Origin of the sequence: Pseudoalteromonas sp. SG41-1 (assembly GCF_014164575.1) — a bacterium.
GTDB lineage: Bacteria > Pseudomonadota > Gammaproteobacteria > Enterobacterales > Alteromonadaceae > Pseudoalteromonas > Pseudoalteromonas rhizosphaerae.
Map to the genome: position 1 here is coordinate 1 of NZ_JACJFL010000053.1, position 15,198 is coordinate 15,198.

Below are 15,198 nucleotides of genomic sequence, written 5' to 3' on the forward strand. Positions count from 1 at the left end.
TGCTGGCGAGGGTCGGCAATTGATTCGAAATATTTAAATAGTTGAATATCAGGCATGGGAGCTCCTTAAAAAGGAGTATAAGATCATACTTTTAAGTCAAGGTAAAGTTCGTGATCTTGCCCTGAGAAAAAACCTACCTTTAGAGTTAAATAGAAAAATCCTAGATTAATTTTATCGAGAATAAAGTGATACCCATCTTAATATTCTCATTTAGGACAACAACCAGAAAGCTGACTAATTTGCTCTATTTACTTTTCAACAATATCTATTCTACTTACAGAAAAAACTGTCAATGGGCTGTAAAACCTAAATTTAATACATGTGAATGACTGCAAGTTAGCAGCTTGCGAATTACTGACTGGGGATTTATACGAAGTTAAATACTAGGCTAAGGGTTTTTAGCAATTACTCACGTTTGCTCGTCGCTTTCTATGTAAATACTCACAATACCCTTCCTGCGATGCTGGCCTCCCGACTGCACCATGAAAAAAGATCTTTAATTGAATTATTCACAACGAGGGTAAGAGACGCTGCGCTTTAGAGTAAGTAAACGAATTTGTTTATTGATTTAGAATTGACCATCACTATATAAAAACAGTCAAAAAGAACATTAGTGCCTATTCCCAGAGTTAAGGCTCATATGTGTTATGTGTTGCCACGCTCCGCTGTCAAAGATGAGCTTTCATCCAACCTCTCGAAGTCATATTTAACCTTAGATACGACAAACAAGTCACACTGAACAACTGCCGCATCATTTAAATTAAAAAGGACATAATTATGCCCTTTAGTTAAAGAGCTTTTATAAATAATCCCGTCATACCCTTTCGATTTAATAAACTCTGATATTATTTGCGTCGGCGCATATTCTGATTTGGAATCAGATTCCGTTACAGGCCAAGAAAAAGCAATATCCATCGCAGCCCACACAGCGTCAATTTTCTGCTCAATAGAAGGTTCGTCGATGTAAAAATATGGGTACAGCTCGGCCTCAGCAGTCTCCGAAAAATCTATCAACTTCATATCCTTTGTCAAATGCAATTTAGCGATTGTTACGGGTAATCCAGGCCAAGGCCTCACTTCGTGTACCGCAGTTTCTGCATCTGCTGCTACATATAAACAAGGGTTCCCTTTTAAGTTCGCTCTCCCCTCTGAGGGGCTATTGCTCAAGGGTTTCATTCGTTTGAATGAATAAGGAATACGCTTATCAACATGGAACTCTTGTTCTGCACTATCAGTAGCCTTTTCCTTATCGCATCCAGTTTGTGCACGCCATACCACAGAACCAGATTTCAAGGTTTTAATCCTGTCATTACAAGTGTCATTAATTGGATTTAGAAATTCACTCGACTCATGATCTAAAATGTAGCGCAACTTAGAGCACGCTTTTTTAGAAAAGTCAGAATAGCTTAACCAAGATTTGAAGCTCATTCATACTCCTTAGTTTGTAGTAACACATAACACTTACAACAAGCAGTTTTGTGACGTTCTTCCACAAAATTATTCTACTACTAGTATCTAAATCAGGTGAATATTATATTCTTGGCCAGCAATTATCACCAAAATACCTGAATGCATGAGATGGTCTATCAATTTTGATAAATGTAACCTGAGCTGTTACTTCCATTGAGCTATCCTTGTCATATAAAAATTTAATCAAAGAGCACGTTCCTCTTTTATACAAAAGGCGCGTTCTCTTATTTACATTACTCATTAATAACAAATTATGTAACTGTTTGCTATCCGTATACCCAAACCACCTCTAGATGCAGAATTCAGCGTTTCACAGGGGGTTTGATATCACGGAGTTACTTTGCAAGAATGGCTGTTGGGTTTCGTTGCACTCAACCCAACCTACGGCGATAAATTTAACGCCGAGCTGCTCTGGTTTTTCCTAGCGCCTAGTACCTAAAACCTAGAACCTAGAACCTTTTCCTTACCTAAAATCAGCCATATCTAAATAGTGCTCTATCCCGGTGATTTTATCTTTCGCATGGTGGTTTACATAAATCACTGTGCTACTGCCTGCGGTGCATATTTTTTCGATTAACAGTAAAACACGCTGCCGGTTGGCTTCATCAAGCCCCAAACATGGCTCGTCTAAAATCAGTAATGTGGGGTGTTTTACCATAGCGCGGGCAATCAATAGCATGCGTTGGTCACCAAAAGACAGTTGTGTAAATGGCGTGTTTTTTAACTCACTCAAACCTAATAATGCTAACCATTGTATGGCGATATCAAGCTGAATTTGAGTTGGCTTTTGATACAAGCCAATGCTGTCGTAAAAGCCTGACACTATGGTATTTAGCGCCGAAATACTAACCCGATATTCCATATGCAAAGCATTCGAAATATAGCCAATATGCTGCTTAATTTGCCAAATACTTTCACCACTGCCGCGTTGATAGCCAAACACTTTAATATCATTGTTATAACACTGCGGGTTATCGCCAGTGATTAAGTTAAGCAGGCAGGTTTTGCCGGAGCCGTTTTGACCACTGAGCTGCCAATGCTGTCGTGCTTTGATTGTCCAATTTAAGTGGTTAAAAATAACCTTACCGCTATAACTGACGCTGGCATTTTGCAACCGTACTAACTCAGGCTCACTAAACTCTGGGGCACTGTGTGCCACGTCTTTGCTAGGAATCGTTAAATCAGTTTGTTGTAGGTGTAATAATTTAAATAAATCATCGCGCTGCTTAAGGTCAGGTGTTGCTAGTTGCTGTTGTAATTCGCCATTTTTCACATAACCATAATGCGTAATAAATACGGGGATTTCATCTAACCGATTAACCACAAAGACCATGGTCATGCTGGCACTTAGTTCGATTAATACGCTACGTAATAGCTCAACGCTTTGCACATCCAAACCGTCAAACGGTTCATCAAGCACAATCAATTCGGGGCGATTACTCAGTGCTTTAATTAACATTAGTTTACGTGTTTCCCCAGTTGAGAGTGCGCGCAAACGTTGCTTAAGCAATGCCTCAAAAGCAAACCCTGTAATTAACTGCTGACATAGCTGTTGATCAAAATATGGGCATGATTGCTGATAAATCAGCTCTGACACCAATTTAGGGCTGGTTTTACCATCGGTGATGTCGTCTTGATCAGCTAATAACTCAGCAGTAATCAATTGCTTTTGCAGATCTGAAGAGACTATTTCTGTACGCTTAAAATCACAACTTCGTGTACCACTGACAATATTAGCTTGATCAAGTAATACTGCTGTTATGGCTGATTTTCCTGCTCCGTTACCGCCAAGCAGCACCCAATGCTGAGCGCTCTCAACCTGCCAAGTTAGATTACTTACGAGAAAACTTTCGCGTTCATTGGTACCAAGGTTAGCCGTCACATTATTGAGTTTAATTGACTGCACAGCGATCCTTTTTAGCTTTTAAATTAATTAGTTTGAAAATACATGACTTTTATTAGCATGGCTATAGAATAAAATTCACGCGGTTTAAACCTTTTTAAATCTGCTAACGTCTAACCTATAAAGCCATTAACAACGAGTAAAAATAATGAATACACTTAGTATCTCTAGTTTAGCCGTAATCCTATTAACCAGTAGTTTAGCTGCTCATGCTGAGCAAAAAATTGAACAGACCTTTGATGTCACTGCCAAGCAGGCATTGGCGATCAACGTGCCCGTTGGCAGCCTAGAACTTAGCACCCATCAAGGTAACCAAGTAACCGTATCGATTGAGCTAAAAGCGAAAAATGATAATTGGTTTAGTGATGATGTTGCACTTGAAGATATCACTTTAAAACATCAACAAAGTAGCGATAAGCTGAGCCTCTCGATTGATAATGACGATGTACAACAAAGCTGGCTGGTAAGTATACCAACAACCATGGCGATAGATTTAGAGCTAGGTGTGGGCGATATTGAAGTAAATAATTTTGCTAATACTGCCAGCATCGATGTCGGTGTGGGCGCAGTACGGATCAGCAGCGCGTTAGCTGACTATCAAACGATCACCCTAGATAGTGGTGTTGGCGACACCAAAATAGCAGGCATGAAAAATGATGCTAAACATAGCCGTAAGCTAGTCACCTCAACTAGTAAATATAACGGTGACGGCCAATACCGCATTAACGTTAAAGTCGGTGTAGGTGATATTAAAATCAGCCACTAAAATTATCAGCCCTCGTTAAATACATTCATGAGGGCTTTTTTAATATCCGCAACCGAAAATGGTTTATAAACATGTACATTAGAGCCAAGTTCATAAGTTCGCTCTAAATCACTTGGCGCAGTGTTGGCGGTGATCACAATGATCGGAACCGTTGAATTTAGTTCTTGGCGGATAATATCAATCGCTTGAAAGCCATCCATCACCGGCATGTTCAAATCCATAAAAATCACATTAAACTCACTTTCAGCAATTTTTTGTGTTGCTATTAAACCGTTTTCAGCAACTTCAACCGTGTAATTAAGCTCGGTTAAAATTCGCGATAAAATTGTCGCGTTTAATAAATTGTCTTCTACGATTAAGCAATGCAGTTGTGCAGGTAAGTTGCCTTGCTTCGTTAGTAGTGCAGCTTTAGATAATGGCAAACGGATCTTAATCTGTGCACCATGCGGTATGACATCTTTAAACTCAATGCCGCCTTGCATAGCACTGACAATATGTTGCACACGCGCCAAACCGGTTTGTAAGCCCTGAAAATCATTGCCCTGTTCGATGCTATGATGATTTAAATATGGATAGCATTGAGCAAAACCAACGCCGCTATCAGCGACCACTATTTTAATATGACCATCTTGGTAACTAACGGATATTGAAACCTGTCCAGTGCTAGTAAATTTAATGGCATTACTAAGTAGCTCGGTAATGATTTGCTGCAATCGTAAATGATCAAACTCTGTATAGCGATCTAACTCAGGACTGAGTTTTATTTCAAACTTTAACTGTTTGTTATCACAGGAAAACTGAAAAGGTGTAATAGCCGACTCAAGCGTGGTTATTAAATTACGCTTGATAAATTTTAGCTGCCATTGCCCAGTATTAAACTGCTGTAGTTCATATAACTCATCCAGCATACTTACAATTCTGCTGGCACAATATTTTGCTTGTTTTTGCAATACTTGCTGAGATTCTAATAGCTGAAGTTGCTCAATCGAGTCTACCAGCCCTTGTAGCGGTGTTCTAAATTCATGACTTGCCCGTGCGATAAAGCGCTCTTTATAAGTGCTTATCTGCTCTGCTCGCAACTTTTGTTGTTGGTATTTATTAATCGCAGCGGTAATTTGCAGCTCCATAGGCTGAAATATAAATTTCAGCTCAATGAATAGCAACACTAAAGTTAATAGCCAAAAAGCCAGCTCTAGGTTGGACAGCACTCGGGTTTTGAACTTTGCTTGTTGTTCAAATAGCGTAACTGCACCATCAAGATCCTTGAGCAAGCGTTCAACCTCAGCAATTGTAAATCGCTTTTCTGCTTTGCTTGCACTAGGAGCATTTAACAGTAGCTGCACTTTAGCCAAATACGCCAGCGACGTTTGCGCAAGGTTAATTGGTGATGAAAAATAATAAGCAACTAACTGGTCGTCTAAATATAAATAATCGCCATTAGAATGCTGTTGCACTAAAAATTCATGCCCAGCTCTAAACTCTGCGCTCGCTTTAGCTAATACATCACGGTGTAATCTAATATTGCTAACAATATCAGTAACCATGGCATTACTATGCCAAGCGATTTTTTGTGACAACATCCGCTGCTTACCTGCAACATTGATAATATGAGCATCGTCTTTTTGCACAAAAAACATAAACTGAATAAGCAAAGCACTCGCGCTCGAGAGAATCGCTATCGCTAATAACGCCCAACGATAACGCGACCGAATATTAGCAATAATTTGAATCATAATAGGCCCTATTTTTTTTAATAAGTGTAGACCAAAGGGAATAAAGCGACACTTTACGCAATGATATTATTAAAAAAATAAACCCCGCTTCAATGCGGGGTTTATCAATTTTGCTTTTATAATTACCGATTTTCTAAACGATTATAATCAAATAAACCGTATTCAACACCACGGTACTGCTTGGCAACTTTGTGCAAAATATCACTGTACTGCCAAAATTGCGGATGTGTTCGGCGAATTGCAAATTTACTTTTCAGTGCTCTGTAATCGGCTTCTATTTGCATCAATGGTAGTTGCTCGGCAAATGATGCAAGTTGTTGTGGATTATTCAGATACCAAATTGTTTCAGGGTAATCACCAATGAAACCAGGCACAATGGTGACTGTATCTTCTGCATAAGCGCGCTGCCCTTCCTCGTTCAATAAACTAGAAATATTATAATGGGCATTGTGATGGATCATGGTATACGCTTGATGCTCTGCAGCACCGTCTTTCACTAATATAAACGAGATTTGCGGCAGTAAATTAATTGCTTTTGCAGGCATATTATTTAATTGCTGTAACGGCTCTGGTACTTGTGTGTAATCGAAGCGCGGACTTAACACCGGTTTTAGCGTTTGTTTAATTAAGCCATATAACTCGTGTTGTTGATCCTGTGTTTTGTAGTCAATCCCTGTTGGCTGACTAAACTCATCACCACTTTCAAAGAAATTAGTTAAACTCGGTGGTGCTTTACGATACCAGTTTGCTTTTAACTCTTTACGCTGAGGCTTAGGTAACAGTGCTAAAAAGTTTTGCTCGCCTTCTAGACGCAAAAAATCCATGTATAAACGAGTGATCAACTGATGGCCAACATTACCGTAGACATCAAACCCGGCAACTAATAAATAATGTATCCGCTCAAACAGTGCGTAATCTAATACCCACATGGTTTTTGGCTCTTGGCCAATAAAACCTTTAACCACAGTCGCACTATCAAAATGGCGGAAAATAGTCAGAGCAGCATTATCATTCACCTCGTCACCACGCCATAATAGGTCGGTGGTTAGATTTTCACCATTTTTGAACATACTATTTGCCAACGTTGCCTTGGCTTTAAGGTAAGTATTCTGACGTTTGGCATATTTGACCCAGCTAGAAATAGGTAAAGCGTTGCTTTCTTCAGCCGCTGGCAATGCCAAGGCATCTTCATGTTGTAGCAGCATTTCACCCACTTCTGGCGTTGCCGCTTTAGCTGGATCAGCAAATGCCACCCAAAAATGATCATTAATAACATTTAACGCTATTTGACCACGACAAACAGGCCCTTTAATAAAGCCCATAATGATTAATTCAGCTTCATCTAACATAAATTGATATTTAGATTTAACCGGCATGGCGGCAAACACTTTAAATGGGTTGGATGCTATTTCTGGCAAGTAACTTGGCATGCTGTCAACGTGATAATCTGGCGCAATAAACTGGCTGTACAAGCGCGCTAATTTACTGTCATTCAGTGCCAGTGGTAAATGCGTTTTTGCCAAAATAGTCGAACGATCATGCATTAAGCGATAATACACCCGCTCCACTTTAGGGTCATCGTAAGGGCGGCGGGTATTTATTAACTCAATGTCCTGCCCTGGTGGGGTACTCGAACGCACCAATTTAAAAAAGCTTTTTTCATCATCTTGAACAAAATAAATATGTGCTAAATACCAATGTTCAAACACATAACGTGCTGTTAATTGATACTTTAAATCGTCTTGGTTTAAAAAGCTCTCCCAGCGTTGTGCTTGAGCTAAAGCAGCTTTGCTTGGCGGTTTAATATGCGCCATTTTACCGCCCTCTTTAAGCCACTTTTCAAGGTGCTTAAATTCAGTACGCGAAATACCAGGTAATCCATATGGCATCCCGGAATGAGGTTGACTGTTGGCAAGGCTGTCAAATTCTCCTATAGTGGCGCAGCTTTGCGAGCGATCTAAAGAAAAATCAAACTCATCACCTAAGATCTCATCATTTGGTAGCGGTGAGCTCATTTTTAACACTAAACTGTTGTACAACACGCTACCGGCAAGATTTGCTTGCTCTGTTTGCGCTCGTTCATTCAATACTGGGGTAAAGTCTTTATCACGCCACTGGCTAGTATTCGTTGCATCAAAAAGTAAGCGGCTGGGAGTCGATGCTAATAAACGAGTACCATTGTAAACACGTTCCTTACTTAGGCCGCGGTCAATTCCTTCTGGAGATGAAAGTTTCAGTTGGCATGGTGCATCATAGCAGCCATGACAAACCACACAACGACTCTCGAGCACAGGTTGTACATGCTGTAAAAACTCAGCACCGCTACCTGAGTTATGTTCAACCATACGCTGCTGTGTTTGCTCTGGCCCGAATAGCTCATTGTAATGAGCGGCACCTAAATAAGCGCAGCCACTGAGCACAACAATTAGTGCACTCAGCAAAAAAGACTTTCTCATCGAATTATTCGTCCTCATCGCCCAAGTCAAACGTCGGCATCATATCCATTTGTGGGGACACAAATGTTTGCTCTGATTGGGTATCGAGTACTGCGCTCAATAATGGTCCACGCGTTAAAGTTAGCTGTGCTTGATGTGCATTGCTTGCTAAGTCTGCAAACGCCGGGTTATGGGCTTCTACAATATAATCTGAAATAGTAATAGCAATGCTGCTATCCGGTGCTGGATTTTGACAAAGCTGGGTCAGTAAGTCGTCATCTAAAAGTACGCTTATTGAGAGATCAGGGGTCGATAAATCTCGCTCATTTAAGGTCTCATCAAAAAGAAATAACGGAAGGGTTAAACTACTATCTTGCTCTAATTCCATGTGCTGCTCTCAAATACTAAAATCGTTAATATGACAGCATTATAGCAAAAATTAATTAAATTTAGCTAAACTGACTGCTGATTTACAGCCTGTTTAGCTATTAAAGATAACCTACATTAAATATTATTTACCAAGGCAGGGTTTCACCATTTGAATGCCAAAAACCACCGCTATTACTGAGATTTAGTTCATCAATACGCTGTGTTAAGCGCTGTGCAGATTCCTCTGCTGAGATATCGCCTGCAAAATTAACCATTTGCGTTTGCACAAAACCCGGATGAAATAAACCAACAGCAATTTTTTTACTTTTTAATTCATGAGCTAAGCTCACTGATGCGGCATTAAGTGCAGCCTTTGACATACGATAACCAATATAACCACCAGAACCATTATCGGCAATAGAACCCATACGGCTGGTGATCATAGCGACTTTAGCATCAACACCTAAACTGTGGATCAAAGCATGAGTCACTCGGATCGGTGCTACCGCATTGACCGCAATTTGTTGATTGATGGTATCAAAATCCATCTCTGCCATACTTTCATTATGGAAAATACCGGCATTGTTGATCAACACATCAATCTTATGACCGTGCAATTGGCTCTCAAGCGTTTCGATATCTGCTGCATTGGCAACATCAATATTACTGATCACAGTTACATCTAACGCTTTAAGTTCGGCACTAGGGCTTCGCACCACGGCCGTAACCTGGTAACCCTTTGCTAAATATTGCTGACATAAATTAAGGCCGATGCCACGATTAGCGCCTGTAATTACCACATGCTTTGTCATACTTTTACTCCCATTCTATATACACTCTATAACTGAGAGCTTGGGGCAAACAAAAATAAAAAAAGCACCTAAGTGCTTTTTTAGTTAATTAAATTAAGCATAACTAGTTACATTTCACATCATTCATAGCGGAGGTCATAATTGAAAACACTGCGCCTTGTGGATCGGTGATCACACTAAAGCGGCCCACCTCGGGAATATCGGTTGGTGCCACACACACTTCACCGCCAAGTTGCTGAGCCGTTGCGACATAGTTATCACAATCATCGACAGCAAAATAAATCATCCAGTGAGCAGGAATTTCTGCAGGCCATTCATCGGTCATCTCAATCATCCCTGCAACGGGTTGGTCAGCAACAGTGAATAATGTGTAGCTCATTCCTTGCATAGGTTTTTCAACGCTCTGCCAACCCAATAACTGGCAATAAAACTCACGGCTTGCAGCACTGTTGCGGGTTGCCAGTTCATGCCAATAGGGAGTATTAAGTTCACCTAAACGTTTGCAACCTTTATGTTGATTACCTTGCCATAAGGCAAATAATGCACCACCAGGCTCATTTAGCAACACCATGCGACCCGCGTCCATTACATCATGAGGACCGGCGATAATATCAGCACCTAATTGTTTGGCTTTTTCAGCTACTTCATCAATATTATCTACTGCAATATAGGCTAACCAATGACTTGATGTCGCTGCGTTTTTTTGTTCGTTCGGCATTTGATACATGGCAGCAATATCATCACCTTGCTTTTGTAACATAGTGTAATAAAGACCATCACCAATGGGTTGATCATCAGCCCCCCAAGCAAATAACTCAGTGTAAAAAGCTTTGCCGCTTTTCCAGTTAGATGTACATAACTCTGACCAACAGAAAACCCCGTGGGGGTGATTACTTTGTGTGTCACTCACGATTCAATCTCCTTAAATAGTACATCTACTAAAGTTAAAAGAGGAAAGCCATTTTAGCCAATTTTATTTGTATCGTAAGGTGATCTTTATAGCAAAACAAACAACGAATGATTTGAACCCGACCTAAATACAGCTGCGATAGTGTAATATCACTTATTACGGTTAAACGAATCGATACTTTTGCGGGCACTGGCCACATGCTAATTTATAAAGCTGAAATTTGGCCTTTTAACACCCAAATCGAGACTTTAAAAGAGCATTCACCGGCCCTTTTTAGTGGCTGTGCCCACCACCAAGCGCTTTACCATTAGCATCATAAAAGCCAGACGCACCATGCTCGATAAATCCTAAGTTAATCATTTTGGCTAAAAATGGGTCGCCTTCGTTATCACCAATATCCGCATAGTCAGTCGTTTGATAAGCATCCCACAGGGCAAATTGCTGCTGTATCTGAGCTTTTTTAAAGTCCACAGTGCCCAACGTTAATGTTTGAGTAAGTTGCGGTTTAGCAATACTCATTGCGCTTACCAGCTTTTGATTTACCAACCATGCAAGCTCAATCGTAGTATCACCTTGCACTAATTGATAATGCTGTATTTTCTCGCAGCCATCACCTTGCTCATCGGTTAAAGTCATCTTGGCAATAAAATCATCACTCACTAATTGGTATTTAGTACTCCAATCTTGCTGACCTTGCACCTCTGAAGGTTGATATTCAATACCACGCTGCGGTGTTTGAAAGTAACGAATTGGCCGAATTTGCTGATTACTCAACTGTTGCCACACTTCAACTAATTCAAGGCCTTGCTCTGCAACCTGATGGGGTGTTCGCCATAATGTAAACTGTTGAGATTCAGCCACAGCTTTGCCCGCAACTTGCTTACCAACCTGATAGCTTGCTTGCACATATTGACTGTCCAACGCGCACTGCGTGGCACTGGCCAATGGACTTATTAACGCTAAAGATAGGATAATTTTTTTCACTGGATTCTCTTTTCGATTTAATACCGTGGGTCACTGTAATGTGTTTATTTTGCAGATTAATGACAAAGAGCAACTCAGTTTTGAGTTGCTCTTTAGTAAAGCGTATTACATGACAATTACTTAATTTGTAACTTTAGCATCCGCTTGTTTTACTAAGTCAGCTGCATAATCCATCACGTGAAAAATAAAGCTCTGCTCGTTAGTACCTGTTACTAAATGCGCACCAGGGCCAATTGCATAAACACCAACATCTTCACCCGCATGAGTTTCAGATGACAGCGGCACAAGTGCTTCTTGGTGGAAACCTGGACTTTGCGTATCCACATCGGTTAAATCAACACGGCCGGTTACTGGGGCAAAGTCGTAACCTACTTCAGCATCCGTTTCCTGACCTAAATCTCTAAAGCCGCCACCATTAGCATAACCTACGGTGGTGTATGGCATATTATCGGCAGCAAGTGTTGGCTCGGTTTCACCCACGGCAACCACTTTACCTAAAATTGGATTACCGCGTTTTGGGTAGCCTGCGATAGTAAATACATGGCTGTGATCGGCAGTAACAATAATCAGCGTATCTTCAATGCTGGTTTTATCAAGCGCCACTTGCACCGCTTTTGATAACTCAATGGTATCACTTAAAGCGTTATAGGCATTGCCCGCATGGTGAGCATGGTCAATTCGTCCAGCTTCAACCGTCAAGAAAAAGCCTTTCTCGTTGTTATCCAATACATCCAGTGCTTTTGCTGTCATCTCTGATAACGATGGTTCACCCGCAATATCATTGCCACGGTCAGCTTCGTATTGCATGTGAGATTCATTAAACAAGCCAAAAATTTGTTTAGTGTTAGTCACATCAATCGCATTAAAACCTGCTTGATCCATTACGTATTGACCATTTGGATACTGAGCTTGCCATTCAGCAGTTAAATCACGGCCATCAGTACGATCGCCTTCTACCGAGCTTACTGCATCAGCTGAATTATATGCTGCGTCTTTTGGTAAGAAATGACGACGACCGCCACCCATTACCACTTCAAGACCATCAACATCGATCCCAGCAAAACGCGCTTCTAAGTTCTTTTCAAAGTTAACCAGTTGCGATGCAATATCTTCACAATTAGCCGCTTCCGACTCAGGCATATCTGAAACATCTTCCCAATTGCGGTTTGCCGCTTTTGCATACGTTGCAGCTGGTGTGGCATGGGTAATACGTGCCGTTGAAATAAGTCCCGTTGATTTACCTGCAATTTCCGCAAGCTCTAATGACGTTACTAATTCATGGCCTTTACCTGACAAACAATTACCATTAACCACTGCTTCATCAATACCAATAACACCGACATCAGTTTTTACGCCTGATGCCATTGCTGTCATCGTACCTGCAGAATCAGGTGTTTGTGCATCAACATTATAAGTTTTAGCAAACCCTGAAAACGGTAGTGTTTCAAAGCTTAACTGATGTTCTTCACCCATTTTGCCCTGTAACTGACCCGCTAAAATACGCGCAGCTGTTACTGTTGAAATCCCCATACCGTCGCCAACAAACAAAATGACGTTTTTCGCTTTGCCAGACTCTTTAACAATATTAGCAATATTATCTTGGCTACTAGCTAATTTAGTGTGTGCTTCTTTATACCAAGTATTTGTAGTAAGCGGCGCTAACTGTTGTGGATTCAATGAAGTTTCAGCATCGTTACACACTACAGTGGTTGTAGTTACTTCATCTGCATCAAGCTCACCATTTTGATTGCTGTCGTCACCTGTTAGGGTTTCAATGCCACCATTGATACATTGCTCAGAGCCAACTGCAAGCGTATTTTTAACCGTCAGTGACTCAATTTTATCGTCATCATCAGAGCAACCCGCTAACGCAACAACCACAGCAAGAGATATTAAGTTAAGTTTTTTCATTGTAATCACCATTATTCTTCTATTAGTTCGAGCGCTTGACTGATAATGTGGAAAATAACATTTTGCTCCACAACGCCTTGTGCCAACTGTGCCCCAGGGCCCTTAGCATGCAATGAAATATCTTCACCTGCATGAGTTTCCGAGCTAAGTGGGACTGCTGCTTCTTGATGAAAGCCCGGTGTTAAGGTATCAACACCACTTAATTCAACACGCCCAGCAACTGCTGCGGCTAAATATGAAGCGTCTGCATCTGTTTCATCACCTAAATCTCTAAAGCCCAAGCCATTTGCGTAACCGACTGTGGTATAAGGCATACCGTCAGCTGCAAGGGTTGGAGTATCGCGACCTACTGCTACAACTTGACCCAAAATTGGGTTACCGCGTTTTGGATAGCCAGCAATGGTAAATACATGGCTGTGATCCGCAGTGACTAAAATAAGTGTTTCATTTGGATCGGTATTTTCTACTGCTGCTTTTACCGCATTGGCAAATTCAATTGTGTCATTTAATGCGTTGTAAGCATTACCGGCATGGTGGGCGTGATCGATACGACCCGATTCAACCGTTAGGAAAAACCCTTTTTCATTATTCTTTAAGATATCAATCGCTTTAGTCGTCATTTGCGTTAATGAAGGCTCACCTGCAATATCATTACTGCGATCCGCTTCATATTGCATATGCGATTCATTAAATAATCCAAATACGCGTTTGGTATCGCCATTTATTGCGTCAAAGCCGGCCTGATCAGTAATGTATTTACCATCGCTATACATTTGCTGCCATTGCGCTGTTAAATCACGTTCATCAGTACGATCACCTTCGACTGCACTCATAGCATCATTAGAGTTAAATGCAGCATCTTTTGGTAAGAAATGACGACGGCCGCCACCCATCACCACTTCTAGACCATCAACATCAACACCCGCAAAGCGCGCTTCAAGATTTTTTTCGAAATTAACTAATTGCGACGCAATATCTTCACAACCTGCAGTGACTGCATCTGCAGGCATGTCGGAAATGTCTTCCCAATTACGATCAGCTGATTTTGCATACGTTGCAGCTGGCGTTGCGTGGGTGATCCGTGCAGTAGAAATAATACCTGTGGCTAGGCCTTTAATTTCTGCAAGCTCTGTAGCTGTAATTAATTCATTACCTGCTACAGTTGCACATTTGCCACGTTCAATGTCTTCGTTAACACCAATAACACCAACATCCGTTTTAACACCTGAGATAATAGCCGTCATGGTGCCTGCTGAATCCGGTGTTTGCGCATCGACGTTATACGTTTTTATTTGTGCCGAATACGGAAATTCTTCAAAGCTCAAAAAGCCCTCTTCTCCTAAAGCGCCTTGTTTTTGGCCTGCAAGGATACGTGCTGCGGTGAGGGTTGATATACCCATGCCATCACCAACAAATAGAATTACGTTCTTTGCTTTAGTGGCTGGTGTTGCATTAGCCATCGTTTCTTTAGAGGTTAATTTAGCCTGTGCAGCGCTATACCAATCACTTTTCATTTGGTTATCAGGTAACACACCTGCATTAGCACCCGCTGACAACGCCAGTGTTAAACCAATTGCAGTCGCAATTTTATTAATTTTCATTTTTAAGTTCCATTGATACGATTTGGTCAAGAATGTCTGTAGTAATGAGAGCATTATATTAGGTAGGTTTTGTTACTTAAAAAGTGACTTTATGTTACATAAAAATTAAAAGTTACATCATTTTGTTTGTTATATCATAACGTTACAATGGTTCAGCGGTAAGCGGTAAGCGGTAAGCGGTAAGCGGTAAGCGGTAAGCGGTAAAAATCTAGATCTCCTCAACTTAAATAGCAAGAAAATTTAATATATTTACTTTCTGTTATAAACGCGGTGGCAAGCCACTCGCCTACAAGTACATATTAAC

11 protein-coding genes are annotated in these 15,198 nt (G+C 40.9%); 1 reads left to right on the forward strand and 10 read right to left on the reverse strand.

The features are described 5' to 3' along the window. Positions 1–645 precede the first annotated feature (645 nt). Positions 646–1,428 carry an RES family NAD+ phosphorylase gene (locus H5203_RS19700; protein WP_220495333.1) on the reverse strand — a complete coding sequence of 261 codons (783 nt, stop codon included), beginning with the start codon at positions 1,426–1,428 and terminating at the stop codon, positions 646–648. A 505-nt stretch (positions 1,429–1,933) separates the two neighbouring features. Beyond that, positions 1,934–3,376: an ATP-binding cassette domain-containing protein gene (locus H5203_RS19705; protein WP_145238350.1), complete on the reverse strand. Its 1,443-nt coding sequence runs from the start codon at positions 3,374–3,376 to the stop codon at positions 1,934–1,936. 145 nt (positions 3,377–3,521) lie between these two features. Here H5203_RS19705 and H5203_RS19710 point away from each other — a divergent pair, with 145 nt between their 5' ends. Further along, positions 3,522–4,139 (forward strand): hypothetical protein, encoded by a 618-nt coding sequence (locus H5203_RS19710; protein WP_145238348.1) that lies wholly within the window; start codon positions 3,522–3,524, stop codon positions 4,137–4,139. 5 nt (positions 4,140–4,144) lie between these two features. Here the strand turns inward: H5203_RS19710 and H5203_RS19715 are convergent, their stop codons facing one another. From H5203_RS19715 to H5203_RS19750, 8 genes are all read right to left on the reverse strand, one after another. Further along, positions 4,145–5,872 carry a response regulator gene (locus H5203_RS19715; RefSeq protein ID WP_182820158.1) on the reverse strand — a complete coding sequence of 576 codons (1,728 nt, stop codon included), beginning with the start codon at positions 5,870–5,872 and terminating at the stop codon, positions 4,145–4,147. A 122-nt stretch (positions 5,873–5,994) separates the two neighbouring features. Then, complete coding sequence (locus H5203_RS19720; protein ID WP_145238342.1) at positions 5,995–8,328, reverse strand: fatty acid cis/trans isomerase; 2,334 nt, start codon at positions 8,326–8,328, stop codon at positions 5,995–5,997. A gap of 4 nt (positions 8,329–8,332) precedes the next feature. Further along, on the reverse strand, positions 8,333–8,695 hold the full coding sequence (locus H5203_RS19725; protein ID WP_145238340.1) for a hypothetical protein: 363 nt from the start codon (positions 8,693–8,695) through the stop codon (positions 8,333–8,335). Between the two features lie 127 nt (positions 8,696–8,822). Continuing rightward, on the reverse strand, positions 8,823–9,488 hold the full coding sequence (locus tag H5203_RS19730) for an SDR family oxidoreductase (protein WP_145238338.1): 666 nt from the start codon (positions 9,486–9,488) through the stop codon (positions 8,823–8,825). Positions 9,489–9,591: 103 nt separating this feature from the next. Then, positions 9,592–10,398, reverse strand: coding sequence for a VOC family protein (locus H5203_RS19735; RefSeq protein WP_145238336.1), 807 nt, complete (start codon positions 10,396–10,398; stop codon positions 9,592–9,594). A gap of 273 nt (positions 10,399–10,671) precedes the next feature. After that, positions 10,672–11,382, reverse strand: coding sequence for a hypothetical protein (locus H5203_RS19740; RefSeq protein WP_145238334.1), 711 nt, complete (start codon positions 11,380–11,382; stop codon positions 10,672–10,674). 120 nt (positions 11,383–11,502) lie between these two features. Further along, positions 11,503–13,293 carry an alkaline phosphatase gene (locus H5203_RS19745; RefSeq protein WP_145238331.1) on the reverse strand — a complete coding sequence of 597 codons (1,791 nt, stop codon included), beginning with the start codon at positions 13,291–13,293 and terminating at the stop codon, positions 11,503–11,505. An 11-nt stretch (positions 13,294–13,304) separates the two neighbouring features. Beyond that, entirely contained in the window at positions 13,305–14,894 is a 1,590-nt protein-coding gene (locus H5203_RS19750) for an alkaline phosphatase (RefSeq protein WP_145238328.1), read from the reverse strand. Between the last annotated feature and the right edge of the window lie 304 nt (positions 14,895–15,198).

Excerpts from the sequence above, each read along its gene's own strand:
- H5203_RS19750 (WP_145238328.1), bottom strand. The coding sequence starts at position 14,894 with ATGAAAATTAATAAAATTGCGACTGCAATTGGTTTAACACTGGCGTTG.
- H5203_RS19720 (WP_145238342.1), bottom strand. The coding sequence starts at position 8,328 with ATGAGAAAGTCTTTTTTGCTGAGTGCACTAATTGTTGTGCTCAGTGGC.
- H5203_RS19730 (WP_145238338.1), bottom strand. The coding sequence starts at position 9,488 with ATGACAAAGCATGTGGTAATTACAGGCGCTAATCGTGGCATCGGCCTT.
- H5203_RS19715 (WP_182820158.1), bottom strand. The coding sequence starts at position 5,872 with ATGATTCAAATTATTGCTAATATTCGGTCGCGTTATCGTTGGGCGTTA.
- H5203_RS19710 (WP_145238348.1), top strand. The coding sequence starts at position 3,522 with ATGAATACACTTAGTATCTCTAGTTTAGCCGTAATCCTATTAACCAGT.
- H5203_RS19725 (WP_145238340.1), bottom strand. The coding sequence starts at position 8,695 with ATGGAATTAGAGCAAGATAGTAGTTTAACCCTTCCGTTATTTCTTTTT.
- H5203_RS19700 (WP_220495333.1), bottom strand. The coding sequence starts at position 1,428 with ATGAGCTTCAAATCTTGGTTAAGCTATTCTGACTTTTCTAAAAAAGCG.
- H5203_RS19745 (WP_145238331.1), bottom strand. The coding sequence starts at position 13,293 with ATGAAAAAACTTAACTTAATATCTCTTGCTGTGGTTGTTGCGTTAGCG.